Annotated in this window: 17 protein-coding genes; 5 read left to right on the top strand and 12 right to left on the bottom strand. The window is 76.2% G+C overall.

What is annotated here, in order from left to right; genetic code table 11:
- Positions 1-123: 123 nt before the first annotated feature.
- Entirely contained in the window at positions 124-1746 is a 1623-nt protein-coding gene (gene groL / locus ACFVFR_RS23135; RefSeq protein ID WP_383704678.1) for a chaperonin GroEL, read from the bottom strand.
- A 94-nt stretch (positions 1747-1840) separates the two neighbouring features.
- On the bottom strand, positions 1841-2149 hold the full coding sequence (groES, locus tag ACFVFR_RS23130; protein WP_014178834.1) for a co-chaperone GroES: 309 nt from the start codon (positions 2147-2149) through the stop codon (positions 1841-1843).
- A gap of 451 nt (positions 2150-2600) precedes the next feature.
- On the opposite strand from groES, the gene ACFVFR_RS23125 reads away from it, so the two are divergent.
- The gene (locus tag ACFVFR_RS23125; RefSeq protein WP_383704676.1) at positions 2601-3815 is read left to right on the top strand and encodes a methyltransferase domain-containing protein; all 1215 of its coding nucleotides are present in this window, start codon (positions 2601-2603) and stop codon (positions 3813-3815) included.
- Positions 3816-4292: 477 nt separating this feature from the next.
- Entirely contained in the window at positions 4293-5138 is an 846-nt protein-coding gene (locus tag ACFVFR_RS23120) for an SAM-dependent methyltransferase (protein WP_383704674.1), read from the top strand.
- Between the two features lie 228 nt (positions 5139-5366).
- Here ACFVFR_RS23120 and ACFVFR_RS23115 read toward each other — a convergent pair whose 3' ends face one another.
- Positions 5367-6953: an MFS transporter gene (locus tag ACFVFR_RS23115; protein WP_383704672.1), complete on the bottom strand. Its 1587-nt coding sequence runs from the start codon at positions 6951-6953 to the stop codon at positions 5367-5369.
- 565 nt (positions 6954-7518) lie between these two features.
- Between ACFVFR_RS23115 and ACFVFR_RS23110 the strand changes: the two genes are divergently transcribed.
- Positions 7519-8229 carry a TetR/AcrR family transcriptional regulator gene (locus ACFVFR_RS23110; protein ID WP_383704670.1) on the top strand — a complete coding sequence of 237 codons (711 nt, stop codon included), beginning with the start codon at positions 7519-7521 and terminating at the stop codon, positions 8227-8229.
- A 2-nt stretch (positions 8230-8231) separates the two neighbouring features.
- Entirely contained in the window at positions 8232-10019 is a 1788-nt protein-coding gene (locus ACFVFR_RS23105; RefSeq protein ID WP_383704668.1) for a PQQ-binding-like beta-propeller repeat protein, read from the top strand.
- Between the two features lie 56 nt (positions 10020-10075).
- Here ACFVFR_RS23105 and ACFVFR_RS23100 read toward each other — a convergent pair whose 3' ends face one another.
- The 4 genes from ACFVFR_RS23100 to tsaB form a co-directional block, all read right to left on the bottom strand.
- Entirely contained in the window at positions 10076-10333 is a 258-nt protein-coding gene (locus ACFVFR_RS23100; protein ID WP_383704666.1) for a hypothetical protein, read from the bottom strand.
- Positions 10330-11532, bottom strand: a complete 1203-nt coding sequence (gene tsaD / locus ACFVFR_RS23095) for a tRNA (adenosine(37)-N6)-threonylcarbamoyltransferase complex transferase subunit TsaD (RefSeq protein ID WP_383704664.1) — start codon at positions 11530-11532, stop codon at positions 10330-10332. The genes ACFVFR_RS23100 and tsaD overlap by 4 nt, the downstream gene beginning before the upstream one ends.
- Positions 11525-12097, bottom strand: a complete 573-nt coding sequence (gene rimI, locus ACFVFR_RS23090) for a ribosomal protein S18-alanine N-acetyltransferase (RefSeq protein WP_383704689.1) — start codon at positions 12095-12097, stop codon at positions 11525-11527. Before rimI ends, tsaD begins: the two co-directional genes overlap by 8 nt.
- 260 nt (positions 12098-12357) lie before the next feature.
- The gene (gene tsaB, locus ACFVFR_RS23085; RefSeq protein WP_383704662.1) at positions 12358-13125 is read right to left on the bottom strand and encodes a tRNA (adenosine(37)-N6)-threonylcarbamoyltransferase complex dimerization subunit type 1 TsaB; all 768 of its coding nucleotides are present in this window, start codon (positions 13123-13125) and stop codon (positions 12358-12360) included.
- Positions 13126-13224: 99 nt separating this feature from the next.
- On the opposite strand from tsaB, the gene ACFVFR_RS23080 reads away from it, so the two are divergent.
- Entirely contained in the window at positions 13225-13782 is a 558-nt protein-coding gene (locus ACFVFR_RS23080) for a hypothetical protein (protein WP_383704660.1), read from the top strand.
- A 643-nt stretch (positions 13783-14425) separates the two neighbouring features.
- Here ACFVFR_RS23080 and tsaE read toward each other — a convergent pair.
- The 5 genes from tsaE to ACFVFR_RS23055 form a co-directional block, all read right to left on the bottom strand.
- On the bottom strand, positions 14426-15043 hold the full coding sequence (tsaE, locus tag ACFVFR_RS23075) for a tRNA (adenosine(37)-N6)-threonylcarbamoyltransferase complex ATPase subunit type 1 TsaE (protein WP_383704658.1): 618 nt from the start codon (positions 15041-15043) through the stop codon (positions 14426-14428).
- A 119-nt stretch (positions 15044-15162) separates the two neighbouring features.
- On the bottom strand, positions 15163-16443 hold the full coding sequence (locus ACFVFR_RS23070) for an alpha/beta fold hydrolase (RefSeq protein WP_383704656.1): 1281 nt from the start codon (positions 16441-16443) through the stop codon (positions 15163-15165).
- Complete coding sequence (gene alr / locus ACFVFR_RS23065) at positions 16440-17675, bottom strand: alanine racemase (RefSeq protein ID WP_383704654.1); 1236 nt, start codon at positions 17673-17675, stop codon at positions 16440-16442. The genes ACFVFR_RS23070 and alr overlap by 4 nt, the downstream gene beginning before the upstream one ends.
- A gap of 539 nt (positions 17676-18214) precedes the next feature.
- A complete protein-coding gene (locus tag ACFVFR_RS23060; protein ID WP_383704652.1) occupies positions 18215-19822 on the bottom strand; it encodes an NAD(P)H-hydrate dehydratase in 1608 nt (535 codons plus the stop codon).
- Positions 19823-19903: 81 nt separating this feature from the next.
- Entirely contained in the window at positions 19904-20344 is a 441-nt protein-coding gene (locus ACFVFR_RS23055) for a holo-ACP synthase (RefSeq protein WP_383704650.1), read from the bottom strand.
- Positions 20345-20617 lie beyond the last annotated feature (273 nt).

Here is a 20617-nt window from a genome sequence, read left to right as displayed (position 1 = left end):
TCACGACAAGGGTGTTGGTGGCTTTGTCGACGTACCAGGCGGTGCCGGCGACGTCGGCCGAGCGGACCGCGTCACCCGCCGCGCTCGCCCGGGCCTCGACGGTGGTGCGGGGTGATCCGGAGATCAGTGGGAGTGGCCGTGGCCGTGGCCCGCGTCGGGCTCCTCCTCGGCCGGCTTCTCCACCACCAGGGTCTCGGTGGTGAGCAGCAGCGACGCGATGGACGCGGCGTTCTCCAGGGCGGAGCGGGTGACCTTGACCGGGTCGATGACGCCGGCCTTGACCAGGTCCCCGTACTCGCCGGTCGCGGCGTTGTAGCCGGAACCCTTCTCCAGCTCGGCGACCTTGGAGACGATGACGTAGCCCTCGAGGCCGGCGTTCTCGGCGATCCAGCGCAGCGGCTCGACGACCGCGCGGCGGACGACGGCGACACCGGTGGCCTCGTCGCCCTCCTTGCCCAGGCTGCCGTCGAGCACCTTGGCAGCGTGCACCAGGGCGGAGCCACCACCGGAGACGATGCCCTCCTCGACCGCGGCGCGGGTCGCGGAGATGGCGTCCTCCAGACGGTGCTTCTTCTCCTTGAGCTCGACCTCGGTGGCGGCGCCGACGCGGATCACGCACACGCCGCCGGCCAGCTTCGCGAGGCGCTCCTGGAGCTTCTCGCGGTCCCAGTCGGAGTCCGTGGCGTCGATCTCGCCCTTGATCTGCGCGACCCGGCCCTTGACGTCGTCGGTGTTGCCGCCGCCGTCGACGATGGTGGTGTCGTCCTTGGTGATGGTCACGCGGCGGGCGGTGCCCAGCACGTCCAGGCCGGCCTGGTCGAGCTTGAGGCCGACCTCCTCGGCGATGACGGTCGCACCGGTGAGGGTGGCGATGTCGCCGAGCATGGCCTTGCGGCGGTCACCGAAGCCGGGGGCCTTGACGGCCACGGCGTTGAACGTGCCACGGATCTTGTTGACGACGAGCGTGGAGAGCGCCTCGCCCTCGACGTCCTCGGCGATGATCAGCAGCGGCTTGGAGGCGCCCTGCTGGATGACCTTCTCCAGCAGCGGGAGCAGGTCCTGGATGGAGCTGATCTTGCCCTGGTGGATCAGGATGTACGGGTCGTCGAGGACGGCCTCCATACGCTCCTGGTCGGTCACCATGTACGGGGACAGGTAGCCCTTGTCGAAGGCCATGCCCTCGGTGAAGTCCAGCTCCAGACCGAAGGTGTTGGACTCCTCGACGGTGATGACACCGTCCTTGCCGACCTTGTCCATCGCCTCGGCGACGAGCTCGCCGACCTGCTTGTCCTGGGCGGACAGCCCGGCGACGGCCGCGATGTCGGACTTCTCGTCGATCGGGCGCGCGGTCGCGAGCAGGTCCTCGGAGATCGCCTTGACGGCGGCGTCGATGCCCTTCTTCAGGGCGGCCGGGGAAGCGCCGGCGGCGACGTTGCGCAGGCCCTCGCGGACCAGCGCCTGGGCCAGCACGGTGGCGGTGGTGGTGCCGTCACCCGCGATGTCGTTGGTCTTGGTCGCCACCTCCTTCACGAGCTGGGCGCCCAGGTTCTCGTACGGGTCCTCGACCTCGACCTCACGGGCGATGGTGACGCCGTCGTTGGTGATGGTGGGGGCACCGAACTTCTTGTCGATGACGACGTTGCGGCCCCGGGGGCCGATCGTCACCTTGACGGCGTCAGCGAGCTGGTTGACACCGCGCTCAAGGGCGCGACGGGCGTCCTCGTCGAACTTCAGGATCTTCGCCATGGTTGCCTAGAGTCCTCTCCAAAGAGCCGCGCCCCGGTCGCCCGGGTGTTCAGACACGGGTGGCCGGGGCGCGATTCACGTAAATCCGGGTGAGTTACTTCTCGATGATCGCGAGCACGTCGCGAGCCGAGAGGACGAGGTACTCCTCGCCGTTGTACTTCACCTCGGTGCCGCCGTACTTGCTGTAGAGCACGACGTCGCCGACGGAAACGTCGAGCGGAAGACGGTTGCCGTCTTCGAAGCGGCCCGGACCAACGGCCAGGACGACGCCCTCCTGGGGCTTCTCCTTCGCGGTGTCCGGAATGACCAGGCCCGAAGCCGTGGTCTGCTCGGCGTCGAGCGGCTGGACCACGATGCGGTCCTCGAGCGGCTTGATGGCAACCTTGGAGCTGGCGGTCGTCACGATCCGACCTCCCCCTTCGGAGATCTCACGGGGTTAACTGTCTGAGGTGGCGACCTGGTAGATCCGTCGTCGCGGGTGCCGGATCTGCCCGTCGCTGTGTTTGGCACTCCGCGATGTGGAGTGCCAGCCCTGAGACTAGGACGCGGTTAGCACTCGGTCAAGCGGAGTGCCAACGCGGCGGCGTTTCCGGAGGCCCGCCAGGGGCGCGTCGGGGCACGTCCCGGCCGCCTCGGGGCCGCGCCCGGGGCCGCCTGGCGGGCCCGTCGCCCGCTGGCGGAAGCGCCACGGGACGCCTGGCGAACCGCGCGGGACGCGCTGCGCACCTCGTCGCACGGGGCGCGGGTCTCGCCGGACGGGGCGCGGGTCTCGCCGGACGGGGGGAAGCGCCGCGCGCGGTGCCGGGCCTCTCGGGCGCGGCGGGGTCTCGGGGCGACGCTGCGAGAATGGCCCGGTGAGCGCGACCATCCTGCCCGTCGAGACCTTCCACGCCCTGCTGACCGAGGAGGGGCGGGCCCTGCTCGCCGCGCTGCGCGACCTCGACCCCGCCGAGGAGCTGACCGCCGCCACCCGGCTGCGCCGGGAGCATCCGGCCGAGCTGGTCTCGGCCGCGATCGGCCAGGCGCGGCTGCGGCAGCGGGCGGCGGCGAAGTTCGGCGCGGCCGACGCGTACCGGATGTACTTCACGCCCGACGGCGTCGAGCAGGCCACCCGGGCCACGGTGGCCACGCACCGGGCGCGGCGGTTCGCGGCGCTCGGGGTGCGGCGGCTGGCCGATCTGTGCTGTGGCGTGGGCGGCGACGCGATCGCGCTGGCGCGGGCCGGTGTCTTCGTGCTCGCCGTCGATCGCTCCCCGCTGACCTGCGCCGTCGCCCGTGCCAACGCCGAGGCGCTGGGGTTGGCCGAGCTGATCGAGGTGCGCGAGGCCGATGTGCGCGAGGTCGACGTGACGGGCTACGACGCCGTCTTCGTCGACCCCGCCCGGCGCGGCGGCAGCGGGCGCTCCGGCGGCGGGCGGGGGCGGATCTTCGACCCCGAGGCGTACTCGCCGCCGCTGTCCTGGGCCGTCGGCGCCGCCCGGCAGGCTCCGCACGCGGCGCTCAAGGTCGCGCCGGGGGTGCCGCACGAGGCGATCCCCGAGGACGCCGAGGCGGAGTGGATCTCGGACGGCGGCGACGTGAAGGAGGCCGTGCTGTGGTTCGGCACGACCCCCGGCGCCCGCCGCGCGACACTGCTGCCCGGCGGCGCCACGCTGACCGGCGCGGGACTGGCGGACCCCGAGCCGGGCCCGGTGGGACGCTGGCTGTACGAGCCGGACGGCGCGGCGATCCGGGCCCATCTGGTCGCGGACGTGGCCCAGCGGGTCGAGGGCCGGCTGATCGACCCGACGATCGCGTACGTCACCTCCGACACCCTGGTGGCCACGCCGTACGCGAGCGCGTACGAGATCACCGACGTACTGCCGTTCAACGTCAAGCGGCTGCGGGCGCTGCTGCGGGAGCGCGACGTCGGCGTGCTGACGGTCAAGAAGCGCGGTTCGCCGGTGACGCCCGAGGAGTTGCGCCAGAAGGTCAGGCCGCGGGGCGCGGCCTCGGCGACGGTGTTCCTGACGCGGGTGGCGGGTGCGCCGTCGATGCTGATCGGCCACCCGGCGAAGCCGACCGCGTAGGGAAGTCGGGGGCGGCCGGGCCGGCCGGGGCCGTCGCCGCCGTGGCCCGCTCCGCCCGCGCCGGGGCACCGCCGGCCGTCGCGCCGGCGCCGTCGGCGGTCGGTCTTCCGACAGCGCGGGCGGCCAGGGCTCGGCCGCACCTTCCGGACCCTCCCGACCCTCCGCACCCACGTCGCGCTGCCAGCAGGGTGGTTGACGCGCGCCACTCTTCTGTCTGGGCACCACTCCGGCACCGGTCGTATTTCCCCGCTTTCGGTGCGAAAGCCGTCGTGTTCGGGCTCGGGACGGGGGACGCTCGGTGGGCGCCGTCCGAACGGATGGGCGAGGAGACCGAGGGGCCGTTCGGCCCGGTGGGGGGAGCTTCATGAGAGCCAGCGGACGAAGAACGCGGGGCGCGTGGACCGCGCCGACAGCAGGGGTCGCGCCGAGTGCGGGGATCGCGCCGAGCGCGCTCGGGCGCGGCCAGGGGGCACGCCGGTGAGCGACGTCCGCGCCTCCCACGCGGAGGGCATCAGCGCGATGTACGACCAGTCCACCGAGTTCTTCCTCGAAGCGCTCGGCGGCAGCATCCACTACGGCTACTGGCCGGACGCCTCGGGCCCCGGTTCGATGGAGGCGGCCTCCCGGCGTATGACCGCGCTGATGGTCGAGAAGCTCGGCGTCACAGCCGGGCAGTCCGTGCTCGACATCGGCTGCGGCGCCGGCCGGCCCGCCGTCGACCTGGCCGTGGCCACCGGCGCGTGGGTGACGGGCGTGACCATCAGCCCGGAGCAGGTGCGGGTCGCCACCGAACTCGCCGCCCGGGAGGGGCTCGCCGAGAGCGTGCGCTTCCAGCGGGCGGACGCCAACGACCTGCCCTTCGCGGCGCGGAGCTTCGACGGCGCGTGGCTGTTCGAGTCGCTCCTGCACATGTCCGACCCGGAGAGCGTGTTGCGGCAGACCGCCGGGGTGCTGCGCCCCGGCGCACCGCTGGTGATCTCCAACGTGGTGCTGCGCGGCCCGCTGTCCCCGGCGGACGAGGAGCTGCTGGCGACCTTCGGCGAGCTGGTGCGGGCTCCGTCGATCCTGCCGCTCGCCGTGTACCCGGAGTTGCTGGCGCGCGGCGGCTTCGCCCTGAAGGAGTCGATCGACATCTCCGAGCAGAGCGTCCGTGGCACCTACGAGAACTGCCGGGACGCGGTGGACCGACTCCTGCGGGTCGTCGAGGGCGGCGACGCCGACCCGGCGGCCGTCGACCTCCTCAAGCGCACACGGGACATCTCGGTCCAGTTCACGGGCGAGACCCAGATCGGGTACGCGGTCCTGGTGGCCACGAGGGGGTAGCCGGCCGGCGCGGCGGGAGGCGGGCGGCGGGACGCGTACGACACGGGAGGCGGGGCGCGGGCGATACGGGCCCGGCTGGCGGGCGACGGTGGGCGGCTGGCGCGTCTCGTACGAAGCCGGCCCTCGCCCCCACCCCGCCGGGGGGAGGCGCCGGCGGGGTGGGGGCAGGCCGGTCGTCGGTCCCGTGGCCGGCGTACCCCTTGGGGGCGGGGCCTGGGGGCGGCGGACCTAGCGGGCCGTCGGTTCGGCGCGTCCGGTGCGGGCCTCGTCGCGTGGCGGGGACGAGGGCCGCGCCTCGGCGGCCGTCTCCGCCGCGCGTCCGTCCGCCTCGACGGTGCCCACCCCGGCTCCGGTCGCGGCGGCGGCGGGCGTCCCGCTCGCCGGGCCCCGGCCCCGCAGCAGCGTGGCCGCGACCAGCGCGGCCAGGGCCAGCAGGCCCGCCGAAGCCGCGAAGGCCGTGACGTAACCGCTGGTCAGCCGCTCGCCGGCGGTGCCGTGGGCCCGGTCGGTGGCCCGCGCCGCCACGGTCACCAGGATCGCGAGGCCGAGCGAGCCGCCGATCTGGCGGAAGCTGTTGAGCAGCCCGGAGGCCATGCCGGCCTCGGCCGGTGTGACGCCGGTGGTGGCGGCGGTGCCCAGCGGTACGAAGCACATGCCCACGCCCACGCTGGCGACCAGGGAGGGGCCGAGCATGGCGGTCAGGAACGAGCCGTCGGCGGTGACCGCGAGCGCGAACCAGCCGAAGCCGACGGCGCCCACCGCCCCGCCGACCGTCAGCAGCCACCGTATGCCGAGGGTGGCCATGGCGCGGGTCGCGACCACCGAGCCGACCACGATGCCGGCGCTGAACGGCAGGAACGACAGGCCGGCCTCGGTCGGCCCGTAGTCCAGGACCTGCTGGGTGTAGAGCGACAGGAAGTAGAACGTCGCGAACTGGCCGGAGAAGAGCAGCATCACGAAGAGGTTCGCGGCCAGCACCGGGCGGCTGGCCAGCAGCCCGACGCGCAGCAGCGGCTGGCGCGTGCGCAGTTCGACCACGACGAACGCGGCGAGCAGCGCCACCGCGACGGCCAGCGTCCCCACCGTCGTGGCGGAGGTCCAGCCGTGCGTCTCGGTGCGGACCAGGCCGAAGACGAGCGTGGTCATGCCGAGCGTGACGAGCACGGCGCCGGCCAGGTCGAGCCGTGGCGGGGCCCCGGCGCGGCGGTCCAGCGCGATCCAGCGACGCGTGCCGACCAGCGCGAGGGCCACGATCGGCACGTTGATCAGCAGCACGGAGCGCCAGCCGGCGGCCTCGGTCAGCAGGCCGCCCGCCAGGACGCCGACCGCGCCACCGGCCGCGCCCGCCATGCCCCACAGGCCCAGCGCGCGGGACCGGGCCGGCCCCGCCGGCAGGGTGACGGTGATGAGGGCGAAGGCCACGGGTGCCAGCGCCGCGGCCCCCACGCCCTGGAGCGCGCGGGCGGCGATCAGCGCGCCGGGCGAGCTGACCAGCCCGCCGCCCAGGCTGGCGGCGCCGAAGACGACGAGCCCGGTGGCCAGCGTGCGCCGGCGGCCCACCACATCGGCCAGCCGCCCGCCGAGCATCAGCAGGCCGCCGAAGGCGAGCGCGTAGGCGTTGACGACCCACAGCAGGTCGTCGGCGGTGAAGCCCAGGTCGGAGCGGATGTCGGGGAGCGCCACGTTCACCACGGACATGTCGAGCGCCACCAGGAACTGCACGGTCAGGACCACCGCCAACAGCCCCCGGTGGCGCTGCCCCGACTCCGCTTCGCTTCTCTTGTCCCCGCTGCGGGGACCGACGTCATACGTCACAACTCACCCTCCGGACATGGCAGTTGAACCGGTCACGCAACCGGCCACACGCTCTGCGTCGCAGATTACTACACGCGTGGAAAAACTGTCACCGACGTTTCCGCCGACGCTGTCGCCCCACCTCGCCCCCCGGGGGGCGCGCCACCACGTGGGCCGCCCCGCCCCCTGGCCTCCGCCACCCGACGGGACGGGTGCGCGCGGAGTGGGGCGTACGCCCGGCGGCGGGGCCTTCGCCCGGCGGCGCGGGGCGGGGCGGACGGGCGGGGCCGGGGTGCGCGGCCCGGGCGAGGGCGGCGGGGCTGGGGCCGGGCACGCCACGAACGACCCGCCCGAAACGGATCGCGGGGTGAACCGGCGGGCGCCCACAGGGCGGCGGAACCGGGGCGGGGGGACGGGACCGGCGCGGGGCCGGGAGGATGGGGGTGGCGGACGCGTCGCGGGTCGGGACGGCGGGAGCGGACGTGGGTGGGGACGGCGGGAGCGGACGCGGGTGGGGGCGGGATGCGGGTGGGTTGGTGAGTACGCGGGACCAGCGCGTGACGTGTGAGACGGGAGTGGCGGGAACGTGGGAGTGACGGAAGACGCGGAGCCGGACGGCAGGCGGGCCACGGGGCGGCCGGTGGGTCGACCGCCGCGCCTGGAGCGCGAGACGATCGTGGCCACCGCGCGGCGCGTCCTGGAGGAGGAGGGCGTGCCCGCGCTGTCCATGCGCCGCCTGGCCAAGGAGGTCGGCAGCACGCCCCGGGCGCTCTACCACCACGTACGCGACAAGGACGAGCTGCTGCTGCTGGTGCTCGCCGGCATGGCCGCGTCCGCGCCGCGCCCCGAACTGCCCGAGGCGCCGCGCGAGCGGATCTACGTCACGGCCCTGCACATCCACGACATGCTCCAGCGGCTGCCCTGGGTGGTCGAGGTGCTCGGCCTCGGCAACGTCACCGACAAGGGCGCGATGTGGATGGTGGAGGAGATCCTCGACTCGGCCATCCGCTGCGGCCTCACGCCGCGCGCGGCCATCCGCGCCTACCGCGCGATCTGGTTCTACATCTACGGCGACCTCGCCTACCACGCCGCCACCAGCCGCCGCGCCGGCGAGGGTTCCGACGGGGCCGCGCTGCGCCCGATCCCCGACCTGCTCACCCCCGAGGACGCGGCCACCCTGCCCCGCCTGACCTCGCTCGGCGACCAGTGGCACGAGGTGGCGAGTGCCTGTGACGTACCGAACGGGCTGCACGCCCTCATCGACGGGCTGCTGGCGCGAGGGGCGGCCGGGGAGTGAGCGTGAGCCCTCGGGTGCTGCCCGACGAGCCGTTCCCCGAGGTCGGCACGGCCTTCGCCGCCGCGCTGAGCGCCGACGGGCAGTGGCTCGCCGTGCTCGGCTACCTGGGCGGCGCCCACTCCCCCTCCCGCACCGTGAAACCGCCGCACGGGCCGCGCGCCACCCCCCGGGTGGTGCTCTACCGACGCGCCGACCTCGCCTGTCAGCGCACGGTGGCCGTGCCGGGCGAGTCCGTCGACAACCTCGCCTTCCATCCCGTCCTGCCGCTGCTCGCGGTCGGCACAAACGAGGGGGACGAGTACGCGCGACACGGCACGCTGCTGCTGGTCGATGTGGTGACGGGGCGCCAGGCCCGGGTGGTGTGCGCCGACGCGGGCGTCGCCGCACTGCGCTGGCGTGACGGGGACACGCTCGACGTACTCCTGACCGAGACCGACCCCGACCTGATGGCGGAGGGGCGGGTGCGCCCCGTCGCCAGCACCGTGCGCCGGCCGGCCTCCGGCGACTGGCTCGACCTCGGCGGCCCCGAGGCCACCGCCCCCGAGGCCACCGCCCCCGGGGCCACGGCCCTCGACGTGCGGCGGCCGGCCCCCGAGGACTGGTCGACCCGGGTCCCGGCGGTGGACGTCGCCGCGCGCCACGCCGAGCTGCGCGAGCTGGCCGCGTCCGTCGGACGCGACTGGAGCGCGCGGCGCGCGGTGTGGGCGGTGGCGCCGCTGCGCGACGGCCGGGTGCTGGCCGTGCGCGAGGACAGCCCGCTGGAGTGCTGGTCGCCCGAGGGACAGCGGGTGTGGGCGGTGCCACGGCCGACCGGATTCCTGCACCGCGGCGGCCTCCAGCTCCAGGTCACCCCCGACGAGCACACCGCCCGCGTCACCGTGGACACCGGCGACAGCGCGAGCCGCCGCACCCACGTGCTGACGGTCCGCCTGGCCGACGGCTCGGTACGCACCGAGCACCGGCTCGCCTACCCGGCCCTCCTCACGGCCCGCGCCGACGGCCTCTGGGCCGCCCGCGACACCTGCGAGCTCTTCCCCTCGTATCCCTCGTGGACCCCGTCCGCCGCCCTGCTCTTCGCCCCCGACGGCACGCCGCTGGGCGCGGCCCCCCTGGGCCGGTACGACCCGAGGTCCGAGCTCACCGTCCGCCGCTCACCGCACCTGTTCTTCCTGGTCGTACGCGAACGCCGGGCGCCGGAAGGGGAGTTGAGCTCGACTGCGGACCCGGCGCCGGCCTCGGCGTACCTGCCGGACGACGAGGTGTTCGGCACCCGCGCGACCGGCGGGCCGGCCACGTTCGCCGAGGAACAGGCGCTGTTGGCCCGGCAGGAGAGGTGGCTGGCCCGCGTGACGCCCGGCGAACGGAACGCGCCCGGCACCGTCCAACCGCTCTTCGCGCTGGGCCCGAAGAGCGCCGTGCACGGCGGCCCGGCGGTGTACGTCAGCGACGCGGCGGGCCCCGCCCTCATCCTGGCCACCACCGACGCCGGGACACCCCGGCTCACCCGCCGCTCCCTCCCCGACGGCGAGCCGCTGTGGTCGCTGCGGACCGACTCCGCCGTCGCGGGCCTGGACGTGCACGCGGGCACGGTCTACGCGGCCCGCACGGCGGGCGACCTGCTGGCCGTGGACGCCGCCACGGGCACCCGCCACGCCCGCCATCCCCTCACGAGCCCCGAAGGTCACACCTTCACCCCCGTGACGCTGGCCACGACGGTCACAGGCGACGTCGTCATCGGGACGCTGGAGGGGCGGCTGCTGGTGCACCGGGGTTCCGCGCGGGACCCCTGACGGGCCGGGGCACCCGGGGCGGGCGCGCGCGCCGGTGCGCGAGGAGCCGGACTCGCCTACTCCTCCACGACCGCCTCGAACCGCCAACGGTGCACCGCCCGGCTCACCAACTCCCGCTCGGGGTCGGGCAGTTCGGGCAGCTCCGCCTCGTACGGGGCGTCCCACCACGTGATGACCAGCACGCGGTCACCGGGGGCGCGGAGGGTCTCGCGACGCAGCGGGGCGGGGGTGAGGGGCTGGCGGCGGGCCCAGTCCAGGAGCTCGGGGCCGCGCCCCTCGGTCGCCCGGGCTTCCCACATCAGCGCGAGGGTCATGAGTAGAGGTTGTCCTTGCTCAGCTCGTGGAAGTGGTCGTGCGCGTGGTCGTCGCCGTGGCCGTGCCCGTGCCTGTGGCCGGCTCCGTGACCGTGACCGTGGTCGTGCCCGTCGCCGTGGTCGTGGTCCGGGTCGTGGGTGGCCGGCACGTGCGGGTCGGTGACCGGCAGGGAGGAGTCGGCGGACAGGTCCCAGGACGACGCGGCCCGGCCCCGGGCGACCATCTCGGCGCCGAGTGCGGCCACCATCGCGCCGTTGTCCGTGCACAGCCCCGGGCGCGGGACGCGCAGCACGATGCCGGCGTCCTCACAGCGGCGCTCGGCCATCGCGCGCAGTCGCGAGTTGGCGGCGACACCGCCGCCGATCATCAGGTGGTCGACGCCGTTGTCCTTGCAGGCCCGCACCGCCTTGCGGGTCAGCACGTCCACCACCGCCTCCTGGAACGAGGCCGACACGTCCGCGACCGGCACCTCCTCGCCCGCCGCGCGCTTGGCCTCGATCCAGCGGGCCACGGAGGTCTTGAGACCGGAGAAGGAGAAGTCGTACGCGGCGTCCCGGGGCCCGGTCAGGCCACGGGGGAAGCGGATCGCGTTCGGGTCCCCCTCGCGGGCCATGCGGTCGATGACCGGGCCGCCGGGGAAACCGAGCTGGAGCACGCGGGCCACCTTGTCGAACGCCTCCCCCGCCGCGTCGTCGATGGTCGAGCCCAGCGGCCGGACGTCGGAGGTGATGTCGGGGGCGAGCAGCAGCGAGGAGTGGCCGCCGGAGACCAGGAGCGCCATCGTCGGTTCGGGCAGCGCGCCGTGTTCCAGCTGGTCCACGCAGATGTGCGAGGCCAGGTGGTTGACCCCGTACAGCGGCTTGCCCAGCGCGTACGCGTACGCCTTGGCCGCCGACACGCCCACCAGGAGCGCGCCGGACAGGCCGGGGCCGGCCGTGACCGCGATGCCGTCCAGGTCGCTGGCGGCCACCCCGGCCTGCTTCAGGGCCCGCTGGATGGTGGGGACCATGGCCTCCAGGTGGGCCCGGCTGGCCACCTCGGGCACGACGCCGCCAAAGCGCGCGTGCTCGTCCACGCTGGAGGCGATCGCGTCGGCCAGCAGTGTGTGCCCGCGCACGATGCCGACTCCGGTCTCGTCGCAGGAGGTCTCGATGCCGAGGACGAGGGGCTCGTCCCGGCGACCGGTCGCGTCAGCCATGGGTTCCTGTCTCTGTCTCGCGCGCCGCCGGCGGCGCTGACTCGGGTGCGTGCTCGGTTGCCGGCCCCGGGGCCTCGCCCGTGGCGGGGCCGGCGGGGTCGTGGGGGGTGGCGGCGGGGGCCGCCGGGCCGGACAGCCGCATCACCAGGGCGTCCACGTTGCCCGGCTGGTAGTAGCCGCGCCGGAAGCCGATCGGCTCGAAGCCGAAGCGCTCGTACAGGCGCTGGGCGCGCGCGTTGTCCACGCGCACTTCCAGCAGCACCTCGTGGCACTCGAACGCGGTGGCCGCCGTCAGCAGCTCGCCCAGCAGGCGCGCGCCGAGCCCGGTGCCCCAGTGCTCGCGCGCGACGGCGATCGTCTGGACGTCGCCCGTGCCGTCCACGGCGGCCAGCCCGGCGTACCCGACGAGGTGGCCGGCCCCGTCCTGGGCGACCACGTAGTGCCGGGTGGCGCCCGCGCCCCTGGCGTGGGCCAACTCCGACCAGAACATCCCCGGCGACCAGGCGTCCTCGGGGAACAGCGCGTCCTCAAGGGCGAGCACGGGCGCGATGTCCCACCAGCGCATCTCGCGCACCCGGGGCGCGGCCACCGCGTCGCCCCCCACCGTCGCGGCCTCGCCCGCCGCCGCGACACCACCCGCCGCGCCGTCGCCGGTCGTGGCCGCCGCACCGTCGCCGCCGGTCGTGGCCGCTGTGACGCCTGTGGCGTCACTCGCCGTCGCGGCCTCGCCAGCCCGCCCGGCGCTGGCTCGCCCGGCGCCAGCCCGCCCGGCGCTGGCCCGCCCGGCGTCGGGCCGCCGTGTGGCGTCCGCCTCCCGCGCCGTGCTCACTTCGGGGTGACCACCTTGTAGTTCGCGGGCACCTGGGCGTCGGGGCGGCGCAGGTACAGCGGCTGGGCCGGCGGGAACTCCTCGCCGGCGGCCAGCTTCTCCACCGCCAGCGCGGCGAGCGCGGCGGCCGACTGGTGCTCGGGCAGCTCGACCCCCGCGGGCAGCGGCGGCGGCCCGGCCGGCACGCCGTCCCCGCCGGCGCCTCGCTCGGCGGCCGAGCGCGCGTCGGCATCGAAGCCAGCGGCGGCGGGAGCCGCGCCCGCGAAGACCTCCTGGTAGAGGGTGCCGCCGGCGCCCACGATCCGCAGCCCCGCCAGCCCGTCGGCGATGTCGGCCGGCCGGTCGACGGCGGGCTCGGTGAGCCGGGTCCTGGCGTCCGCGTACCGCGCCCAGTAGACCTCCTTGCGCCGGGCGTCCGTGGCGACGACGAACGGCCCGGTGAGCCCGGCCTGCCCGGCGGCGTACGCGATGCCGTCCAGCGTGCCCAGCCCGCGCACCGGGATGCCCAGCGCGGCGCCGAACGCGGCGGCCGTGGCGAGGCCCACCCGCAGCCCGGTGTACGGACCGGGGCCGATGCCGACCACCAGATCGGTGAGGTCCCCGGGCGTGACGGCGGCCGAGGCGAGCACCCGGTGCACGGCGGGCAGCAGGAGTTCGCCGTGGCGGCGGGCGTCCACCTGGTGGGAGGAGGCGAGGACGGAGTGGCCGTCGTGGAGCGCGACGGTCACGGCGGGGGTAGCGGTGTCAAGAGCGAGCAGCAGCACGCCCACAAGCGTACGGCCGCGCGGCCGTACGCCGATCCCGCGCCGGCCCGCCGGGTGCTACCGTCGGCCCGTTGGAAGCGTGCGGAAGGATGGCTCAGCGTGGCACGGAACAGCTCCGGAACCATCGTGGCCGGGCTCACCACAGCGGCGATCGTCGTCGTGGGCGTCCTCGCCTACCACGCCTCCGCCAACGCCCCGATCAACCCGAACCAGGCGGCCCGCCCCGGTGCCTCCGACTCCGCCAAGCCCAAGGACAAGGCGAAGAAGGAGGAGTCCACCGCGATCCCGGCCAGCTCGGGCACCGGACGTCGGGCGGTGTACGCGCTGGGCAGCAAGCGGGTGTGGCTGATCGGCGCGAACGAGCAGGCCATCCGCACCTACCGGGTCTACCCGAGCTCGGTCAGCCCGGCCCCGGGCACGTACAGCGTGACCTCCCGGTCCGCCAGCGTCACCGGCTCGGACGGGGTGTCCATCGAGCACGTCGTGCGCTTCCACACCGAGGGCGACATAGTGTTCGGCTTCAGCGCCGCCGTGGACGGTTCGACGCCCGACCCGGACTCCACCCGCCGCACCGGCGGCATCCGCGAGAAGCGCGCCGACGGCGCCGCGATGTGGACCTTCGCCTCCAACGGCACCGAGATCGTCGTCGTCCGCTAGCCGCCCCACGTCAGCCCCGGCCGCACGCGGCACGATCGCGGCCGACACGGGCGCCGCGCGGACGCGTGTCGGTGTCAGGTGACACGTCACGTCGGGTGACGCTTCCCACGCGTCGCGAGCGGCGGGCCGCCCGGGCGGGGGCCGTCGCCGGTGCGCGAGCGGAAACGTGAAGGAAGGAAAAGCGCGAGGTCAGGCGGCCTCACGCTGACACTGCGCCGTCGGTTCGGTCTCCACGGCCGGTTCGCTCCCGGGGATCGGTTGGCCCCCGGGCGGTGTGGACACCGCTGCTGCCGCGGCACAAGCCGCCAGCATGTCACTCACCGATGGCACCCCGGACACGTATCGCGCTGCGGACTGGCCGGACTCGTGGGTCGCCATGGGGTGCCTCCCGGTACTCCTGGAGCGTGCGGCGCGACCGTGGCGGTTAGGTACGCCTAACTAGTGCGCTCGGATTCCATGTGACCACGCCGAAGGCGGTGGGCGCAACATCTTCCCGACGGCTTGTCGGAATCTACGGCGCGGTAACGCCCGCCGGCTCGCGCCGGGGCACGCCGGCGCCGACGGCGGTACGCCGGGGTCGGCAGCGGCGGGGGCCTCGGGTGTCGCGTACGGCTCGCTCGCGGCCCGGGTCAGTCGGCGTGCGTCAGCCAGCGTGGGTCGCGGACTCCAGCGGGGTCAGGTCCACGTCCGCCCAGCGCGGCCCGACGCCGGTCACGGTGACCCGGCGGACGTCGACGGCACCCGCGTCCTCGGCCTCGATCTCGGTGCCGGCGGCGGGGTCGGAGGCGTTCGCGGGCGACTCCGGGGCGTCCCCGGGGGCGGGCCCCGTGGCGGCCAGGGCGGCGTCCGCGCCCACCGCGCGTTCGATCACGACGTGCAACCGGTCGTCCGACAGCTCCTCGACCTTGCCGTCGCCCCACTCGACGACCACCACCGAGTCCGGCAGCGAGACGTCGAGGTCCAGGTCCTCCATCTCGTCCAGGCCGCCGCCCAGTCGGTAGGCGTCCACGTGCACCAGCGGCGGGCCGTCCCCCAGGGAGGGGTGCACCCGCGCGATGACGAAGGTCGGCGAGGTCACGGCGCCCCGCACGTCGAGCCCCGCGCCCAGGCCACGGGTCAGCGTCGTCTTGCCGGCCCCCAGCTCCCCGGTGAGCAGCACCAGATCGCCCGCCCGCAGGAACCTGGCCAGGTGACGGCCCAAGTCCCCCATGCGGTCCGGGGTGTTGACGGTGATCTGCGCGCGGGCGTACGGAACGTTCATATCCGCCGATGGTACGGGCCCGCGCGGCCCACCCCGTACTCCCCCGAAACGCCCGCCCCGGTCACGCGTCCGGGGCGCCCCGGCGCGCGGGGCGGGAGGGCCCCGACGCGGGCGGCGACTCAGGCCGGCCCGGCCTCGGGACGGCGCGGGGCGGCGGAGGCGGGGTCGGCGGGGTCCGGGGTGGTGGCGGGGTCCGGCGGGTCGGCGGGGCCGGCGGGGCCGGGAGCGGCGGCGGGTTCGGTGGCGGCCAGCAGGCGGAGCAGGCCGGTGGTGACGGTCTCCGGGTGCTCCAGCATCACCAGGTGGCCCGCGTCGGGGACGATCTCCAGGTGGGCCTCGGGCAGGAAGTCGGCGATGGCCTCGCTGTGCTCGCTCGGGGTGATCAGGTCCCGCTCCCCCGCCAGGACGAGCACCGGCAGGCCGCCGAAGAGCGGCAGCGCCTCGGACTTGTCGTGCTCGGCGAAGGCCGGGTAGAACTCGGCCACCACGTCGATGGGCGTCGCCTCGATCAGCCGCTCGGCGAACCGCGCCACGCCGGGGTCCACGTCCCGCGAGCCGAACGAGTACCGCTTGATCACCCCGGCGAACAGGTCGGCCGTCGCCCGCCGCCCCCGCTCCACCAGTTCCGCCTGCGCGCCGAGCGCCCGCAGCGTGCTGGGCAGCACCCGCCGCACGGCGCGTACACCGGCCGCCGGCAGCCCGAAGCTGACCTCGCTGAGCCGGCCCGCCGAGGTGCCGACGAACGCCGCGCCGACCACCCGCTCCCGCACCAGCTCCGGGAACTGCGCGGCCAACGCCATGACCGTCATGCCGCCCATCGAGTGCCCGACCAGGACCAGCGGCCCCCTGGGCGCGGCGGCCTCGATGACCGCCCGCAGGTCGCGGCCGAGCAGGTCGATGGTGACGGGTTCGCCGTCCGTACGCTGCGCCCGGCCGCGTTCGGAGCGGCCGTGGCTGCGCTGGTCCCAGTAGACGGCGCGGACGGTGCCGGCCAGCGCGGCCCGCTGGAAGTGCCAGGAGTCCTGGCTCAGGCAGTAGCCGTGGCAGAACACCACGGTCAGCGGGTCCGCCCCGGCCGGCTCGGCCCCGCCCGCCGGCCCCACCGGGCGCGGGCCGGCCTCGATCTCGTACGCCAGCTCCGTACCGTCCTCGGCCACGGCCGTGCCGGGGACGCCGCGCAGCGACCCGTAGGGGCCGGACGCGTCCAGCGCCAGCCGGGCCTTGCGCCGTACGCCTCGGCCGACGGTCAGCCGCTCCACGGCGACGCCGACGGCGGCACCGGCGGCCACCACTCCTATCGCGGCGCCCGCGAACCCCGCCCCGCGCCGCCAGCCCGCGCGGGCCGCCGCCCGGGCCGCGTCGCCCACCGCGTCCACCGCCCTGCCCGCGTCCTCGCTCATGCCGGGCCGCCCGCCCCCTCGTCTCCCGGCCGGCGCGGCTCGGCGGTGGCGCCCGGGGTGTTCGCGGAGTGCGCTGGGGTGGGGCCGGGTTCGTCGGTCGCGTTCCGGTAGACGCGGGGCACCCGCTGGCCGACGCGGGTGACGATCTCGTACGCGATCGTGCCCGAGGCCCGCGCCCAGTCCTCGGCCGTCGGCTCGCCCCGGTCGCCCGGCCCGAACAGCACGGCCTCCTCGCCCACGGCGGCCCGGTCGCCGGCGAGGTCCACCACGAACTGGTCCATCGCCACCCGGCCGGCCACCGTCCGCCACTTGCCGGCGACCAGCACCGGCCCCGCGTCGGAGGCCGCGCGCGGCACGCCGTCGGCGTACCCGACGGGCACCAGCGCCAGCGTCGTCTCCCCGGGCGTGCGGTAGTGGTGTCCGTAGCTGACGCCGTGCCCGGCCGGCACCCGCTTGACCAGCGCGATCGACGCGGAGAGCGTCATCACCGGGCGCAGCCCGAAGTCGGCGCTGGCGCCGACCTCCGGGCTCGGCGAGATGCCGTACGTCGCGATGCCGGTGCGCACCAGGTCGAAGTGCGCGTGCGGCAGGGTCAGCGTGGCCGGCGAGTTGGCGATGTGCCGTACCTCGGGCGAGATGCCGGCGGCCTCGGCGCGCGCCAGCATCTCCTGGTACGCGGTGAGCTGGGCGACGATCGAGGGGTGGCCCGGCTCGTCCGCGCACGCGAAGTGCGACCAGACGCCGGTGACCTTGATCGTCCGCTCGGCCTCGGCCCGCCGGGCGGCGGCCACCAGCTCGTCCCAGTCGTGCGGCTGGCAGCCGTTGCGCCCCAGGCCCGTGTCCGCCTTGAGCTGCACCCGCGCCGTCCGCCCCGCCGCGCGGGCCCCGGCGATCGCCTCGCGCAGCGCCCACAGTCCGCTCACCGACACGTCGATGTCGGCGGCGACGGCCTCCCGCCAGGGCCCGCCCGGCGTCCACAGCCAGCACATCAGAGGCCCGGTGTCACCGGCCGCGCGCAGCGCGAGCGCCTCCTGCGGGGTGGCCGTGCCCAACCAGCCAGCGCCCGCCTGCCGGGCCGCCCGCGCACACGGCACGGCCCCGTGCCCGTACCCGTCCGCCTTGACCACGGCCATCAGCTCGGCCCGGGGCGCGCGGTCCCGCAGCGCGCGAACATTGTCCCGGAACGCGGCCAGATCGACCACGGCCCGGGCACGCATCGGTGTCTCGTTCATCGGGACCAGTCTCTCAGGCCCCCACGGTGAAGCCCCCGGAGCGGGCGACGGGCGGGCGGCGGGGCCACCGAGGCGGGGCGCCGGCGAGCCGGGGCCCCACCCCGGGCCAGCGCCCCGGCCCGCGGCCTCGCCCTCCTGCTGTCCCGGGCCTCGGCCGCACGCGCCCCGCCCGCTCCGGCCCCGCCCGGGCCCGCACCCGACACGGCGGTGCTCCGCTCACGCGCCCGCCCGCGTGCCGCCGGGGCGCGCTCCGCGGCGCACGCCGGACGACCAGGGGTGGCGAGGTGGCCCGTTCCGCTGCCCGGCCGGGGCGCCTGGCCCGGGCGCGTACGCCGCCGGAGCGACCGAAGCGACTGAAGCGACCGAAGCCGCCGCAGCCGCCGACGGCGGCAGGCACGAGGGCGAGCCGCTGCCGGCCGAGGCCGGCGCGCGAGCCCGCGCCGGGCGACGGGGAGGACAGCTGGACGTGCCGGCCACCGTCCGGGCCCCCGTGGCGACATCGGCGGTCGGCGGAGGCGGACGGCGTCGCTCGGGGCGGCTCAGGCCGTGGTGACGTCGCGCCACGCCGCGCCGAGGGCCTCGGCGACCTCGAAGGCCGTGACGGGAGCGCCGGGGTGTCCGGGGGCGCTCGCCGCGTGGCGGGCCGCCAGGCCGTGCAGGTAGGCACCGACGGACGCGGCCGTGCGGGCGGCCAGGCCGGTGGCGAGCAGGGCGCCGGTCAGGCCGGACAGGACGTCGCCGCTACCGGCGGTCGCCAGCCAGGCGGTGCCGGTCGGGTTGACCCGTACGGGCTCCGCGTCCGGGCCGGCGACCAGCGTGGTCGAGCCCTTGAGGAGCACCGTCGCGCCGGTCCGCGCGGCGAGGGCGCGGACCGCCGCCAGCCGTCGCGTCTCGACCTCGGCGCGGGACCAGCCGAGCAGCGCCGCCGCCTCGCCCGCGTGCGGGGTCAACAGGGTGGCGGCGGGGCGCGCGCGCACGCCGTCGGGGGGCAGCAGGCGCAGCCCGTCCGCGTCGACGAGTACGGGGACGTCGCTGGCCAGCACGTCGGTGAGCGCCTGCCGGGCCTGCGCGTCGTCGCCCACGCCGGGCCCGACCACCCACGCCTGCACCCGGCCGGCCCGGTGTGGCGGGCCGGCGGAGACCAGGGCCTCGGGGAAACGGGCGATCACGGCGTCGGCGGCGGGCCCCACGTACCGCACCGCACCGGCGCCGCCGCGCAGCGCGCCCGCCACGGCGAGCACGGCCGCGCCCGGGTAGCGGGCCGAGCCGGCGACGACGCCGACCACCCCGCGCCGGTACTTGTCGCTCTCCGCCGCCGGGCGCGGCAGCACCGCCGCCACGTCCGCGTGCTGGAGCGCCTCCACGTCGGGCACGGGCGGCAGCCAGGGGCCCAGGCCGATGTCCACCAGGCGCAGGGCGCCGGCGCGTTCGGCCGCCGGGTCGATGAGCAGGCCGGGCTTGTACGTGCCGAAGGTGACCGTGGCCGTGGCGCGTACCGCCGCGCCCGGCACCTCGCCGGTGTCGGCGTCCACGCCGCTGGGCAGGTCGACCGCGACCACCGGCACCCCGGCCGCGACGACGGCCGCGACCAGCGCCTGGGCCCCCGGCCGCAACCCGCCCCGGCCACCGATGCCCACGACGCCGTCCAGCACGAGATCGGCCCGCGCGATGGCGCGCGCAGCGGGGTGCGCCCCACGGACCGCACGGGACCCCGCGCCCCCGCCGGCCGCGCCCGGCCCCCCTCCCGGACCGCCACCCGCACCCGGCTCGCCCGCCGTGCTCGTGGCGACGGTCACGTCCACCGCGTCGACGAACCGGCCGCCGGCCGCGCGCAGCGCCGTGGCGGCGTCGGCATGGGTACGGTCGGGCGCCAGGAGCAGGGCGGTGACCCCGGCGCCACGGCGGGCCAGCCGGGCGCCCGCGTACAGCGCGTCGCCACCGTTGTCACCGCTGCCCACCAGCAGCACCACCCGCGCGCCGGAGACCCGACCGCGCCCGCCCGGCCCCGCCCCGCCGGCGCCCAGTACCCCGGCACAGGCCACGGCGAGGCCGGCGGCGGCCCGGTGCATGAGTGTCCCTGCCGGCAGGCGCGCCATCAGTTCCCGCTCGGCGGCCCGTACGGTCTCCACGCTGTACGCAGTCCTCATGCGCCCAGTCTCCCGCGCCGCACGCCAGCCGGCCGGCGGGGCCGTGGGGCCGGCGGGGCCGCGCACGTCGAGGGGGCCGCGTCAGGTCGCCGGCGTGTCGTCCGCCGGCCAGTCGTCCCCGGCCTCGGCGGGGGCCCCGACTCCGGGCCCCGGCTCGCCCTCGGCGATCACCACGGCCGAGGCGACCCCCGCGTCGTGGCTCAGCGACACGTGCCAGGCGCGGACGCCGAGCTGGGCGGCCCGCTCCGCGACCGTGCCCCGTACCCGCAGCCGGGGCTGGCCGGTGGGCAGCGTCCAGATCTCGGCGTCCGTCCAGCGCAGCCCGCTCGGCGCGCCCAGCGCCTTGGCCAGGGCCTCCTTCGCCGCGAACCGGGCGGCCAGCGAGGCCGTACCGCGCCGTTCGCCGCTGGGCAGCCACAGTTCCCGTGCCACGAAGACGCGCCCGGCCAGTCCCGGCGTACGCTCCATGGCCGCGCCGAACCGGTCGATCTCGGCGACGTCGATTCCCACTCCGATGATCACGCGCCTGTCCCTCTCACCCCGCGTGGGCCACGGCCCCCGGCTCTCGCGCGCACCGTCGCCACCGCCTCACTCCACCGTCCCGGACGTGGCGAGGTTACGCGGCCGGCCCACCGCGTCGCCGCCGAGCCGCGCCCCCGACACTCCAGGCGCCCGGGCCCGGCCGGCACGACATCGCGGGCGAACCGCCCTCCCGCGTGGTCGCGCCTTCGCGCGCGGGGGCGGCGTCCGCGCCCGGGTCGGGGACGGCCGGATGGCGGTCAGCCGGCGGTCGGG

Origin of the sequence: Streptomyces sp. NPDC057702, assembly GCF_042799315.1 — a bacterium.
In the GTDB taxonomy this organism is placed as follows: domain Bacteria; phylum Actinomycetota; class Actinomycetes; order Streptomycetales; family Streptomycetaceae; genus Streptomyces.
The sequence above is the reverse complement of the archived record's forward strand: the minus strand, read 5'-3'. Positions and strand labels throughout refer to the sequence as shown.

Excerpts from the sequence above, each read along its gene's own strand:
- groL (WP_383704678.1), bottom strand. The coding sequence starts at position 1,746 with ATGGCGAAGATCCTGAAGTTCGACGAGGACGCCCGTCGCGCCCTTGAG.
- ACFVFR_RS23100 (WP_383704666.1), bottom strand. The coding sequence starts at position 10,333 with ATGACCCTCGCGCTGATGTGGGAAGCCCGGGCGACCGAGGGGCGCGGC.
- tsaD (WP_383704664.1), bottom strand. The coding sequence starts at position 11,532 with ATGGCTGACGCGACCGGTCGCCGGGACGAGCCCCTCGTCCTCGGCATC.
- rimI (WP_383704689.1), bottom strand. The coding sequence starts at position 12,097 with ATGCGCTGGTGGGACATCGCGCCCGTGCTCGCCCTTGAGGACGCGCTG.
- tsaE (WP_383704658.1), bottom strand. The coding sequence starts at position 15,043 with ATGAACGTTCCGTACGCCCGCGCGCAGATCACCGTCAACACCCCGGAC.
- ACFVFR_RS23070 (WP_383704656.1), bottom strand. The coding sequence starts at position 16,443 with ATGAGCGAGGACGCGGGCAGGGCGGTGGACGCGGTGGGCGACGCGGCC.
- alr (WP_383704654.1), bottom strand. The coding sequence starts at position 17,675 with ATGAACGAGACACCGATGCGTGCCCGGGCCGTGGTCGATCTGGCCGCG.
- ACFVFR_RS23060 (WP_383704652.1), bottom strand. The coding sequence starts at position 19,822 with ATGAGGACTGCGTACAGCGTGGAGACCGTACGGGCCGCCGAGCGGGAA.